Below are 13,320 nucleotides of genomic sequence, written 5' to 3' on the forward strand. Positions count from 1 at the left end.
CGGGCAATGTTCGCCTGCAATCTTGCTTCAGATATCGAGCACCAACGGCTGCGCTCCCTGCGCCGGAATCGCGCAGCAAATCAGCACTTGTCCGTCATCCGGCACCTCCGCTGGCGGCAGTGGGTAATGCACCTGACCGCTGATCAAGCGCGTCTTGCAGGTGCCGCAGGAGCCGCCGCGACAACTGAATTCCGGACGCAGGCCACGGCTTTCCGCCAACTCCAGCAAGCTGCCACCCTCCGGCTGCCAGCGCGCTTCCTTGGCCGAGCGCTGGAACACCACCGGCACGGATGTGGTGGCGGCTGGCGGTTGCTCGATGACCACTGCATCGGCGTCCGGACGCCGGCGCAAGGTGGACGGGCCGAAGGTTTCGGCGTGAATCCGCGAGTCGCGAATGTCCAGTTCGCGCAGGCCGTCATACAACGCCTGGGTAAAGCTTCCGGGGCCACAGACGACAAAATCCGGCTGATCGTAGTCCTCGACTGTCAGCAGATCCTTGAGCAGCGCGACGTCGATGCGCCCACAGAGGTCGAAGTCCTCTCCTTGTATCGCCCAGGCTTCCGGCTGGCTGAGCAAACGCACCACCCGCACCACGTCACCGGCGTCTTCGAGCAAGCGATCCAGTTCGTGGCGAAACGGCTGGTCGGCCAGCGTGCGCGAACTCTGGATAAACCATGTCGGGCGGATACGGCGGGTGCGCAATCCCTGGTAAACCACCTCTCGCAGCATCGACAACAGCGGCGTGATACCCACCCCGGCCGCCAGCAACACCAATGGCCGACGCTCATGGGGCGCCACGGTGAAATGCCCTTGCGGCGCACGCGCCTCCAGCAGGTCGCCGACCCGAATCTGCTCATGCAAATGCGTAGACACCCGCCCGTCACGCTTCACGCTGATGCGGAAAAAATCATCGGACGGCGCGCTCGATAAACTGTACGTGCGGATGTGCACATCTCCGTCAATGTTGAAGCGCAGGGGCAAATGCTGCCCGGCCTGAAACAGTGGCAACCCGGCCCCATCAGCGGGCTCCAGGTAAATCGAACGAATGTTGTGGCTTTGCGCTTCAATCCGCGTCACCCGCAACGGCCGCCATTGATCGCCCAGGGCCTTGGCCTGCAAACGCGCGGTGGCCCGCTCCCATGTTCCTGTGAGCAAACTGGTGGGTGACACGCCGTCGAAGCGCCAGCGCAACGCCAGGGCAGCCGGGCGCCGTACGACTTGCTCGACATCGATGGTCCACAGGCGCTCGGCCCCTTGGAACGCCTCGACCTGCGGGCCCTCCAGGATGATTTCGGTCCGCCCGCTGAGCTGCAGCAGATCACCGGTATTGAAGTCGATGAACAACAACCCGGCCCGGGGATTGAGCAGCAGATTGCCCAGGGTGTTGAAGTGCAGGTTGCCGGCGAAGTCCGGGATGGTCAGGCGATTGCCTTCCACCCGTACGAAACCGGTCTGGCCGCCACGGTGCGACACATCCACCGAGCGTTCGCCATCGACGTCCACATAACTGGCAACGAAGAACGTGTCCGCTTCGGCGATCATGGCCTTGGCCGCGTCATCCAGTTCGCTGAAATGTTGCGCGACACGTGTCGAAGGGTCGGCCAGTGGCACCGAGTGAAACTGACGCAACTGAATGTACTGCGGGCAATTGCCGAAGGACTGATCCACCGTCACCGCGAAACCACCGGTTGTCATGGCGCGGACATGCCCATTGATGCGATTGCGACGGCGGGTATGCAACTCGATGCCCAACAGGCCGATGGCCGCGCCGTCGCTCAATTGCGCAGGATCATCAAGGGCAGGCAGGCTGCGAAATTGCAGCAGGCCCGGTTCTGGCGATTGTGCGAAACCGGGCTGGCCTTCAAGGATACTGGCCCAGGGATGACCGTCGGCATCCACCGCTCCGTACAGCATGAACGGCAATTGCTGATAGAACGTACGGTGCTGGTCCGGCATCTCGCTGCGAATCACCTTACGACCGAACGCCTCCATTCGTTCGGCAACGCCCACATGCGCCTGCAATTGTTTCTCGCCGGCATGCCAGGGTGAACGGTCCATACGGCTTCTCCCCTACGCCACTGGCGCAGAACAGGGCGGCCCGGCAATTCCGGGCCGCGGGCATCAGGCAGTTTTTTGCAGACCGGCGATGGTGCGCGGCATGCCGACAAAACCCGGCAAGGCTTCAATGCGGGCCAGCCAGGCGCGAATGTTGGCGTACTCATCCAGCGACACATTGCCCTCGGGCGCATGGGCGATGTAGCTGTAGGCCGCGACGTCAGCCACCGTCGGCTCGCTGCCAGCCAGATACGGCGTATTGGCCAGTTCGTGGTCGATCACTTTGAGCACGGTGTGGGCGTAGGCAATCACTTCTTCAGCGTTGTAAGGCGCGCCGAACACGGTGATCAGTCTTGCCCGGGCAGGACCGAAGGCAATCGGACCGGCAGCCACCGACAACCAGCGCTGGACCTTGGCGGCACCCACCGGATCGGCTGGCAGCCAGCGACCATTGCCGTACTTTTGCGCCAGATAAACCAGAATCGCATTCGAGTCGGCCAACACCACGCCCTGATCATCAATCACCGGCACCTGGCCGAATGCATTGAGCGCCAGGAACGCCGGTTGCTTGTGTTCGCCCTTGGCGAGGTCAACGAAGATCAGTTCGGTCGGCAATTTCAGCAGGGACAGCATCAACTCCACACGATGAGCGTGGCCGGAACGGGGGAAGTTGTAGAGTTTGATCGCTTGCATGGTCGACACCTCGGGTGAGTGGTGCTGTTCAGGGGAAAGATGGGGCGTATCTTCTACCCTCGACCAAAACAACAGAATCACCAGCAAACGCAATCCATTATTTCACCGGGTGAAATAACTCAATGCTTGAGCGCCGGATGCTCGCGCAGCGTGTTCACCGCGAAATCAACAAAACTGCGCACCCGGGCCGGTGCTTTACGTCCGCCCTGATAGACCACGTGGATGGGCAACGGCGGCAGTTCGAAGTCCGCCAGAATGATTTCCAGCTCTCCGGCAGCCACCTTGCTCGCAACCTGATAAGACAGCACCCGGGTGAAGCCCAACCCCAGGCTGGCCGCCGTGATGGCAGCCTGATTCGCCGTCACCACCAGCCGCGGTTCAGCCCGCACACTCAAGGTTTCGCCGTCTTCAATGAATGGCCAACTACGCAACTGGCCTATGGCCGATGTTGCAATGATCGGCGCCTGGGCCAGTTCCTGTGGATGCCTGGGCCGACCATGGCTGGCAAGAAACTGTGGCGAGGCGCAGATCACCCGCCGCACGTCACCCACGCGGATCGCATGCTGATTGCTGTCAGGGAGTTCGCCAATGCGGATGGCCACATCGACGCCCTCCTCGACCACGCTCACGATCCGGTCCACCAGAAGCGCATTGATGCAGACTTCAGGGAATTGCGTCAGGTAGCTCACCATCAGCGGCGTGACAAACAGTTCGCCAAACAAAACCGGAGCGGTGATGGTCAGTTGCCCACGTGGATGGATGTGGCTGCCCGCTGCCGAGTCCTCGGCTTCCTGCACCTCGGCGAGAATTCTCCGACAGTCCTCCAGGTATCGCTGACCGGCCTCACTCAAATACACACTACGCGTCGTGCGCGTAAGCAGTTGCGTGCCAATGCGCGTCTCCAACGCCGCCACCGCTCGGGTGACACTGGCCGCCGACAGACCCAAGCGCCGCGCCGCCGCCGAAAAACCCTGTTCCTGGGCGACGGCAGCGAAGACCTGCATTTCCTGGAAGCGGTCCATGGGCATGTCCTCATTTCAGATAGATAAATCACAACCGAAGGCCCGAATGTTAAATGCAGGCGTTCAACAACATAGTTGGGGAAATTGAGAATTATTGAGGATTATTTTCTTGCGACGGGTGCGACTGTTCGCAATTATCCGGAATCGCTCGCTGCAGCGGCTAGTGCCTGGCGGAGGGAAGGCGCCATTGACTCGGCTTTCCATTCGTTTCAGGCATTGACTCGTCAGCGGACGCCATCCACTGCAGCAGCGTTCCAGCCTGTGTAAACAGGCGGAATATACGACTGCTCCTATACTACAAACCATCTTGTTACCTATTTAGTCTTGGTAGGTACCTCGTTGAATTTTCCCTATATGAAATAAGGCGTTAGTTGCTGGCGCCTGGACAGCTGCCCACCAATGCAGCTTCCAGAATTCATTGAGTCGGAAAAGTGAACTTCAACTGGCTGGCTAACCTGGTGACACCGAAAGGAGTTCGAAAATGTTGCGCACAAACATTTCCGCAAGAGCACTGTCCGGTGGTTTGCTCGATGTACTGATACGCGCCGGGCTGATTACCGTGCTGGTGTTGTTTTGCTTCCAGATCTTCCACCCATTCCTCAACCTCATGCTCTGGGCGATGATACTGGCCATTACCCTGTATCCGCTGCATGCACTCATCAAGCGCAAGCTGGTCAACAAGGATGGGCATGCCGCCACGCTTATCGTGGTAGTCGCCCTTGCCCTGCTGATGGTGCCGATTTACCTGCTGGGCACTTCGATCAGTGAGTCGGTACAGGGCGCTCTGGCGATCCTCAGGTCCGATACGCTGCAGATTCCGCTCCCCAGCGAAAAAATCGCTTCCTTGCCGCTCATTGGCAAGCCGCTCTATGGCTACTGGATGCAAGCTGCCACCGATATGAGCAGCGTGCTGATGAAGCTGATGCCATATATCAAGTCCGTCGGCCTGACCTTGTTGGGCAAAATGGCCGACGTTGGCGTGGGCTTCCTGTTGTTCATCGGAGCACTGATTATTGCCGGTGTGCTCATGGCCTATGGCGAAAACGGCGAAAGAAGCGCACTGGCCATCACCTCGCGCCTTTCCGGACCTGAGCGCGGCCCACGCATCACCGAACTGTGCACGGCAACCATCCGTGCGGTCGCCCAAGGCGTGGTGGGCATCGCGTTTATCCAGATGCTGCTGGTGGGCGTGGGCTTTGTGCTCATGGGCGTGCCCGGTGCCGGCCTGCTGGCGATGGTTGCGCTGCTGATGGGGATCATGCAATTGCCAGTGCTGCTGGTGACCCTGCCGGTGATCGCCTATGTCTTCGCCACTGAAGGGACCAGCCTGGCCACCATTGTGTTTTGCATCTACAGCCTGATTGCCGGGATGGCCGACAACGTCCTCAAGCCGTTGATGCTGGGTCGTGGCGTCGATGTCCCGATGCCGGTGATTCTCATCGGCGCCCTGGGCGGCATGGTGAGCGGCGGCTTCATTGGTTTGTTCATCGGGCCGGTTGCGCTGGCGGTGGGCTACCAACTGTTCTGGCAATGGGTGCAGGATCAACCGTCTGCCGAGGTACAGAACGAGCCCCCCTTGATCGAGGCATTGAACGAAACACCGCAAATCGAGGCAAAGAACGAGCAGCGTCCCCTCTGAGGAGTTTGCGCTTGATGCCACGCCCTGCTCGCATCAGCCGGCTGCTGATCTGTGGGACCGTTGTCCTGGGGGGCTGCGTGCAACTGGGTCCGGATTTCCAGTCACCGGCCCAGCCCTGGGTCGAGCACTGGAACAGCCCGGCCCTGGAAATCGCCGGGCAAAAACGCACACAACCGGATAGCCGCCAATGGTGGCATGTGTTCGACGATCCGGTCCTCGACCACTTGATTGCCGAAGCCGATGCCCACAACGCCGACCTGCAGGTTGCTGGCCTGCGGGTCATGGAGTCCCGCGCGCAATTGGGCATTGCCCTGAGTGGACGCTACCCGCAATTGCAGCAGGCCAGCGCCGACAGCCTGTACGTGAACCGTCGGCAATCGGGCGGGGCCAACCCTCAGGACACGCATTTCTGGCAATACAGCGCCGGTTTCGATATCGGTTGGGAACTGGACTTCTGGGGGCGCTTCAGCCGTGCCATCGAGTCTGCCGACGCATCCTGGTTTGCCGCCCAGGCCAACTATGAAAATGTCCTGGTGCTGTTGCACGCACAACTGGCACAAACCTACTACGCCCTGCGCACCGCCGAGGCACGCCTGCAGATCGCCCGCAGTAACGCCACCTTGCAAAAACGCAGCTACGAGATCACCGAGCGCCTGTTCAAAAGCGGGGCCGAAGCCGAACTCGATCTGCAACAGGCCAAGACCCAGTACCTGGGCACCCTGAGCACCATCCCGGATTTCGAGAGTCAGGTGGCGAGCTTGCGCAACGCGTTGTCCACCCTGATCGGCCAGCCACCCGGCTCGATCCCTGACCTGGATCGCAACACCGGCGTGGTGCCGCTGCTGGATACCGCGGTCCTGCAGGATGTGCCGGCCAACCTGCTGGTGCGGCGCCCCGACGTTCGCGCTGCCGAGCTGCAAGTGGCGGCGCAATCGGCGTTGATCGGCGTGGCCGAGACCGACCTGTACCCATCCATCAGCCTGCTGGGCAGCATCGTCTGGTCCGCCAGCTCGCTCAACGGTGCGTCCAACACCCTCGACCTGGTGGCTGGCCCCAGTTTGCGTTGGGACATCTTCGACCATGGCCGGATCACCAACAACGTTCGCGTGCAGGATGCGCGCTTGCAGCAGTTGATCGTTATCTACCAGGACAGCGTGCGCCAGGCCGCACGCGAGGCGGACGATGCCGCGACCGGCTTGATCAAGGCACTGGAGCGCGACCGGATCCTCAGCGATGCATCGGTGGCCGCCGAACGTTCGGTGACCCTGGCCAATGCCCAATACCGCGAAGGCTATTCGGATTTCCAGCGCGTGCTGGATGCCCAGCGCGCCCTGTTTGCCCAACAGGATATCTACCTGGTCAACCGTGGCACCGCCGTCAACAGCTTGATCGCCCTGTACAAGGCTCTGGGCGGCGGCTGGTACAGCGACCAGCCGATGCTCGACCCGGCCACCCGCAAACAGATGCAACAACGGACTGATTGGGGCGATCTGCTCGACGAACCGAAGGAAAGTGCCCATGAATGACAGCCAACAACCGGTCGAGAACGCCTCGGTACCTGCCGCCGACCCAGCCAAAAAAGCGATCAACTGGGTGGTACTGCTGATCATCCTGAGCCTGGTCTGGTACCTGATGGCCGACCGTTACACGCCCTACACGCAACAGGCACGGGTACAGGCCTTCATTGTGCCGGTGGCAGCTGAGGTTTCCGGCCGGGTGACCCAGGTGCACGTGCGTAACAACCAGGACGTCAAGGCCGGCGAATTGCTGTTTGAAGTCAATCCGGAGCAATACCGGATTGCCGTCGATCGCGCCCGCGCCGACCTTGAGTCGACCCGCCGCCAGGTCGGCGCCAACACTGCCGGTGTCGAGTCCAAGCAAGCGTCACTGCGCGCGTCCCAGGCCAATGAGCTCAAGGCACGCCAGGACATCCAGCGGCTCGAACGCCTGTACCGCGAAGACCCGGGCACCATCTCGCTGCGACGCCTGGAAATATCCCGCGCCACCCTGGAGGAGTCCATCAGCCAGGTCGCCGCGGCCAAGGCTGAAGTGCAACGTGCACGCGAACAACAGGGTGGCAATGAAGCAGAGAACGCCCAGTTGCTCAGCGCCGCCAGCAACCTTGAAAAAGCCGAGCTGGACTTGAGCAACACGAAAGTCCACGCGCGCTCGGCCGGCTTGATCACCGATTTGCGCACCGATGTCGGCCAGTTCGCCGCCGCCGGAGCGCCGGTGATGACCCTGATCGCGATCCACGATGTCTGGATCAGCGCCGACATGACCGAAAACAACCTGGGAAGCGTCCAGCCCGGGACACCGGTGTCCATCGTCCTCGACGCGCTGCCGGGGAAAATTTTCAAAGGCCATGTACGCAGCGTCGGCTATGGCGTCGAAGTCGGTCAGAGCACCCAGCCGGGCAGCCTGCCGAAAGTGGAGAACAGCCGCGATTGGCTACGCCCTGCCCAGCGATTTCCGGTCATCATCGAGTTCGAACCGGGTGAGCTGACCAGTCCGCAGGGCATCCGTGCCGGCGGCCAGGCCGAAGTCATGGCGTTCCCGAGTGAAGGTAACCCGCTGAACCTTCCGGGTCGCCTGTTCCTGCGCCTGATGAGCTGGATGTCCTATGCGTATTGAGCGCCCGGCCCGCGTTCAGCGCGCCCTGCGCCTTGGCTTCGGCACGGCGCTGTGCCTGGCGGCGAGCTTCGGTCTGGCCTTGCCTATTCCGTTCCTTGCGCCAATGCTGGCGTTGATGATGCTGGCAGCGATGAACCGGCCGTTGCCGTTCAAGGCCAGCCTGGGCCTGATCCTGATCCTTATGCTGACCACCGGGACCGGCCTGCTGCTCATTCCCCTGCTGCGTTACTACCCGTTCAGTGGTGTACTGCTGGTCGGGCTATGCCTGTTCCTGGCCTTCGGTTATGGCCTGCGCGGCGGCAACCCGCTGGTGGCGACTTTCCTGGTGGTGGGCCTGACCTTGATCAGCGCGGCCGGAACCGCTGAATTCGCCCTGGCGCTTGAGGTGATCGTGGCCCTGGTCAAGGGCCTGTTCCTGGCAGTCTCGACGCTGACCATCAGCCATTGGCTGTTTCCCGACCCCGCCAGCGCCCCAGCGGCCAAACCCGGCCCGAATCTTTCTCCAACCGAAAGCGGTTGGCTGGCGCTGCGTGCCACGCTGGTGGTGCTGCCGACTTTCCTGCTGGCCATGATCGACCCGGCCAGCTACCTGCCGATCATCATGAAAGCCGTCAGCCTCGGCCAACAAAGCTGCGCCACCAGCGCCCGCACCGCCGGCCAGGAATTGCTCGGCTCGACCCTGCTCGGTGGCGTGATGGCGATTGTTTTCTGGTGCGCGCTGAGCCTGTTCGTCAACCTGTGGATGTTCTTTCTGTGGATGCTGCTGTTCGGCCTGCTGGTGGCCAGAAAACTCTACGGCCTGGCCCGGACCCGGCAGCCGCCAGGATTCTGGCTCAACAGTCTGGCGACCCTGATCATTCTGCTCGGCCAATCGGTACAGGACAGTGCGGCGGGCAAGGACGTCTACACCGCCTTCGCCATCCGTATGGGCCTGTTCATTCTGGTGACCTTGTATGCCTGTGCGATGGTGCATTTGCTCGATATGCGGCGGCAACGGCGCATTACTTCCGCCTAGAAAAAGAAAAACCCCCTGAGAAGGGGGTTTTTCATTGTGGATAACTTATTCCACGGTGACCGACTTCGCCAGGTTACGCGGCTGGTCAACGTCGGTGCCTTTGAGGACGGCAACGTAGTACGACAGCAGCTGCAGCGGGATGGTGTAGAGAATCGGCGACAGGATGTCGTGGATGTGCGGCATGTGCACCACGTGGGTGCCTTCACCGTTGGTCATGCCGGCCTTCTCGTCAGCAAAGACGATCAACTGGCCACCGCGGGCGCGGACTTCCTGAAGGTTGGACTTCAACTTCTCCAGCAGCTCGTTGTTTGGCGCCACGGTCACCACTGGCATGTCGTTATCCACAAGCGCCAACGGGCCGTGTTTCAGCTCGCCGGCCGGATAGGCTTCAGCGTGGATGTAGGAGATTTCCTTGAGCTTGAGCGCCCCTTCCATTGCTACCGGGAACTGCGCGCCACGGCCGAGGAACAGCGTGTGGTTTTTCTCGGCGAACAGCTCGGAGATTTTTTCCACGGTGCTGTCCATGGCCAGCGCTTCGCCCAGACGGGTTGGCAAACGACGCAATTCTTCGACCAGCGTCGCTTCGACGCCTTTGGCCAGAGAGCCACGAACCTGCCCCAGGGAAAGCGTCAGCAACAACAGGCCAACCAATTGCGTGGTGAAGGCTTTGGTCGATGCCACACCGATTTCGCGACCGGCTTGGGTCAACAGGGTCAGATCCGATTCACGCACCAGCGAACTGATGCCGACGTTGCAGATCGCCAGGCTGGCGAGGAAGCCCAGTTCCTTGGCGTTGCGCAGCGCGGCCAGGGTGTCGGCGGTTTCACCGGACTGGGAAATGGTCACGAACAAGGTGTCCGGCTGCACCACCACTTTGCGGTAGCGGAATTCGCTGGCGACTTCGACCTGGCACGGAATGCCGGCCAGCTCTTCGAGCCAGTAACGCGCGACCATGCCGGCGTGGTAACTGGTGCCACAGGCGACGATCTGTACGTTACGCACTTTGGCGAACAGCTCGGCCGCTTGTGGGCCGAATGCCTGTACCAGAACCTGGTTCTGGCTCAGGCGACCTTCCAGGGTGCGCTGCACCACGGATGGTTGCTCGTGGATTTCCTTGAGCATGAAGTGGCGGAACTCGCCCTTTTCAGCGGCTTCGGCACCGTCGCGATATTGCACGGCTTCGCGCTCGACGGCTTTGCCGTCAACGTCCCAGATCTGCACGCTGTCGCGGCGGATTTCGGCGATATCGCCTTCTTCCAGGTACATGAAGCGGTCGGTGACCTGACGCAGGGCCAACTGGTCGGACGCCAGGAAGTTTTCCCCCAGGCCCAGGCCGATCACCAGCGGGCTGCCGCTGCGGGCCGCAACCAGGCGATCCGGTTGCTGTGCGCTGATCACTGCCAGGCCATAAGCACCGTGCAACTCTTTGACGGTCGCCTTGAGGGCCACGGTCAGATCGCGCAGATCCTTGAGTTTGTGGTTCAGCAGGTGCGCGATGACTTCGGTGTCGGTGTCCGAGGTGAACACATAACCCAGGGCCTTGAGTTGTTCACGCAGGGCTTCGTGGTTTTCGATGATGCCGTTGTGCACCACTGCCAGGTCACCGGAGAAATGCGGGTGGGCATTGCGCTCGCACGGTGCGCCGTGGGTTGCCCAGCGCGTGTGGGCGATGCCCAGGCGACCGACCAGAGGCTCGGCGGCCAATGCCTGCTCCAGCTCACTGACCTTGCCCGGACGACGCAGGCGCTCGAGTTTTTCATCGTTGGTGTAGACCGCCACGCCAGCGCTGTCATACCCACGGTATTCAAGGCGTTTCAGGCCTTCGACGAGGATGGCGGTGATGTTACGTTCTGCGACTGCGCCGACAATTCCACACATGCTATTTCTCCTGACTGACAGCCGCGCAAATCAAAGTGATGCCGCGGGCCTGAATCTGATCGCGAGCCTCAAGCGGCAGGCGTTCATCGGTAATAAGGGTATGGACGCTGCTCCAGGGCAGCTCCAGGTTGGGAATCTTGCGGCCGATCTTGTCGGCCTCCACCATCACGACCACTTCGCGGGCGACTTCGGCCATGACCCGGCTCAGTCCGAGCAGTTCGTTGAAGGTGGTTGTACCGCGAACCAGATCGATGCCATCGGCGCCGATAAACAGCTGGTCAAAATCGTAGGAGCGCAGTACCTGCTCGGCAACCTGCCCCTGAAAGGACTCGGAATGCGGGTCCCAGGTGCCACCGGTCATCAACAGAACCGGTTCGTGCTCAAGTTCGCTCAGGGCATTGGCGACGTGCAGCGAGTTGGTCATCACCACCAGACCGGGTTGCTGCCCGAGTTCCGGGATCATGGAGGCGGTGGTACTGCCACTGTCGATAATGATGCGCGCATGCTCGCGAATCCGCGCGACGGCGGCTCGGGCGATGGCTTGTTTGTACTTGGAAACCGGCTGACCAATGTCGGCCACCAGTTCCTGAGGCATGGTGATCGCCCCGCCGTAACGACGTAGCAGCAGGCCATTGCTTTCAAGTGCCGCCAGATCCTTGCGAATCGTAACTTCCGACGTTTCGAAGCGCTTGGCCAGCTCATCCACACTGACTTCGCCCTGCTCGTTGAGCAAGGCGAGGATGTTGTGACGACGTTGGGGCGTGTTGCGCTTCGACATGAGTTGATAAGTTTCGTTTCGAAAGATAACGGAAGCAATCAAAACCTATCAGCGAAACTTCGTCAAGCGCAATGCGATAAAAGAGCTGTGGATAACATGTAGGAGCGAGCTTGCTCGCGAGAAATACGAGAGCGACGCATTCTTCCAGAAAGAATGCGTCATCGTTCACGTCCATCGCGAGCACGCTCGCTCCTACAAGGGGGCTGTGGGTAACTCAGCCCTTCTTGATTTTCTCCGGCCGCTTCCAGCCGTCGATGTTCTTCTGGCGAGCGCGCCCAATTGCCAACTGGGACTTATCCACAGTTGAGGTAATGGTCGATCCGGCCGCCGTGGTCGCACCGTCGAGGATATCCACAGGCGCCACCAACGAGTTGTTGGAGCCGATGAACACATCTTCACCCAGCACGGTTTTCCACTTATTCACACCATCGTAATTGCAGGTGATGGTGCCGGCGCCGATGTTGGTGCGCGCGCCGATCTCGGCATCGCCCAGGTAAGCCAGGTGACCGGCCTTGGCGCCTTCGCCCATGTGGGCGTTTTTCAGTTCGACGAAGTTACCCACATGCGCGCGGGCTTCCAGCACGGTACCTGGACGCAGACGGGCGAACGGGCCGGCATCGCTGCCTTCACCCAGAATGGCACCTTCGATATGGCTGTTGGCCTTGATGATCACGCCTTTGCGCAGGGTGCTGTCCTTGATCACGCAGTTCGGGCCGATCACCACGTCATCCTCGATGACCACCTTGCCTTCGAGAATCACGTTGATGTCGATGAGTACGTCGCGCCCTACCGTGATTTCACCGCGGATGTCGAAACGAGCCGGGTCGCGCAGCGTCACACCTTGAGCCATCAAACGACGACCGGCGCGCAATTGATAATGCCGCTCCAGTTCGGACAGCTGCTTGCGGTCGTTGGCGCCCTGCACTTCCATGGCGTCGTGCGGTTGCTCGGTGGCCACCACTAGGCCATCGCTCACTGCCATGGCAATGATGTCGGTCAGGTAATATTCGCCTTGGGCGTTGTTGTTGGAGAGGCGGCTCATCCAGTCGCCAAGACGGGCAAAAGGCAGCGCCAGAATGCCGGTATTACCTTCGGTGATCTGGCGTTCGGCGTCATTGGCATCTTTCTGTTCGACGATGGCCGCAACGTTGCCAGCGGCATCACGAACAATACGGCCGTAACCGGTCGGGTCATCCAGTTCGACGGTCAGCAAGCCCAACTGTTGCGGCCCAACCTGCTTGAGCAGGCGCTGCAGGGTTTCGACTTCGATCAATGGCACATCGCCGTAGAGCACCAGCACGGTGTCGGACTGAATGAACGGCACCGCTTGAGCAACGGCGTGACCGGTACCCAGCTGTTTATCCTGCAGGACGAAGTTCAGGTCATCCGCCGCCAGGCGTTCGCGTACGGCATCGGCACCATGACCGATCACCACGTGTATGCGCTGTGGATCAAGTTGCCGGGCGCTGTGGATAACATGTCCGAGCATGGAGTTGCCGGCAATCGGGTGCAAGACTTTCGGCAACGCAGAACGCATACGCGTACCTTGGCCAGCAGCGAGAATAACAATTTCGAGAGACATGACTGGCTACCAATCCTGGGCGGT

At 60.9% G+C, this 13,320-nt stretch carries 10 protein-coding genes; 4 read left to right on the top strand and 6 right to left on the bottom strand.

Annotated elements, in window-relative coordinates:
* Nucleotides 1-27: 27 nt before the first annotated feature.
* From ACEN8E_RS29400 to ACEN8E_RS29410, 3 genes are all read right to left on the bottom strand, one after another.
* A complete protein-coding gene (locus tag ACEN8E_RS29400; protein ID WP_495590838.1) occupies nucleotides 28-2,058 on the bottom strand; it encodes a pyridoxamine 5'-phosphate oxidase family protein in 2,031 nt (676 codons plus the stop codon).
* Nucleotides 2,059-2,121: 63 nt separating this feature from the next.
* Nucleotides 2,122-2,748, bottom strand: a complete 627-nt coding sequence (locus ACEN8E_RS29405; protein ID WP_495590839.1) for a glutathione S-transferase family protein — start codon at nucleotides 2,746-2,748, stop codon at nucleotides 2,122-2,124.
* Nucleotides 2,749-2,867: 119 nt separating this feature from the next.
* The gene (locus ACEN8E_RS29410; protein ID WP_495590840.1) at nucleotides 2,868-3,770 is read right to left on the bottom strand and encodes a LysR family transcriptional regulator; all 903 of its coding nucleotides are present in this window, start codon (nucleotides 3,768-3,770) and stop codon (nucleotides 2,868-2,870) included.
* Between the two features lie 481 nt (nucleotides 3,771-4,251).
* Between ACEN8E_RS29410 and ACEN8E_RS29415 the strand changes: the two genes are divergently transcribed.
* The 4 genes from ACEN8E_RS29415 to ACEN8E_RS29430 are packed head-to-tail and all read left to right on the top strand — an operon-like array spanning nucleotide 4,252 to nucleotide 9,058.
* Nucleotides 4,252-5,409 (top strand): AI-2E family transporter, encoded by a 1,158-nt coding sequence (locus tag ACEN8E_RS29415; protein ID WP_495590841.1) that lies wholly within the window; start codon nucleotides 4,252-4,254, stop codon nucleotides 5,407-5,409.
* A 14-nt stretch (nucleotides 5,410-5,423) separates the two neighbouring features.
* Nucleotides 5,424-6,935: an efflux transporter outer membrane subunit gene (locus ACEN8E_RS29420; protein WP_495590842.1), complete on the top strand. Its 1,512-nt coding sequence runs from the start codon at nucleotides 5,424-5,426 to the stop codon at nucleotides 6,933-6,935.
* Nucleotides 6,928-8,043: an HlyD family secretion protein gene (locus tag ACEN8E_RS29425; protein WP_495590843.1), complete on the top strand. Its 1,116-nt coding sequence runs from the start codon at nucleotides 6,928-6,930 to the stop codon at nucleotides 8,041-8,043. The genes ACEN8E_RS29420 and ACEN8E_RS29425 overlap by 8 nt, the downstream gene beginning before the upstream one ends.
* Complete coding sequence (locus tag ACEN8E_RS29430; RefSeq protein WP_495590844.1) at nucleotides 8,033-9,058, top strand: DUF2955 domain-containing protein; 1,026 nt, start codon at nucleotides 8,033-8,035, stop codon at nucleotides 9,056-9,058. Before ACEN8E_RS29425 ends, ACEN8E_RS29430 begins: the two co-directional genes overlap by 11 nt.
* Nucleotides 9,059-9,103: 45 nt before the next feature.
* On the opposite strand, the gene glmS is transcribed toward ACEN8E_RS29430, so the two are convergent.
* The 3 genes from glmS to glmU all read right to left on the bottom strand — a co-directional run bounded on the left by glmS (nucleotide 9,104) and on the right by glmU (nucleotide 13,296).
* A complete protein-coding gene (gene glmS, locus ACEN8E_RS29435; RefSeq protein ID WP_495590845.1) occupies nucleotides 9,104-10,936 on the bottom strand; it encodes a glutamine--fructose-6-phosphate transaminase (isomerizing) in 1,833 nt (610 codons plus the stop codon).
* Between the two features lies 1 nt (nucleotide 10,937).
* Nucleotides 10,938-11,714, bottom strand: coding sequence for a DeoR family transcriptional regulator (locus ACEN8E_RS29440; protein WP_495590846.1), 777 nt, complete (start codon nucleotides 11,712-11,714; stop codon nucleotides 10,938-10,940).
* 214 nt (nucleotides 11,715-11,928) lie between these two features.
* Entirely contained in the window at nucleotides 11,929-13,296 is a 1,368-nt protein-coding gene (gene glmU / locus ACEN8E_RS29445; protein ID WP_495590847.1) for a bifunctional UDP-N-acetylglucosamine diphosphorylase/glucosamine-1-phosphate N-acetyltransferase GlmU, read from the bottom strand.
* Nucleotides 13,297-13,320: the final 24 nt, after the last annotated feature.

It is taken from the genome of Pseudomonas sp. Pseusp9, assembly GCF_059491265.1.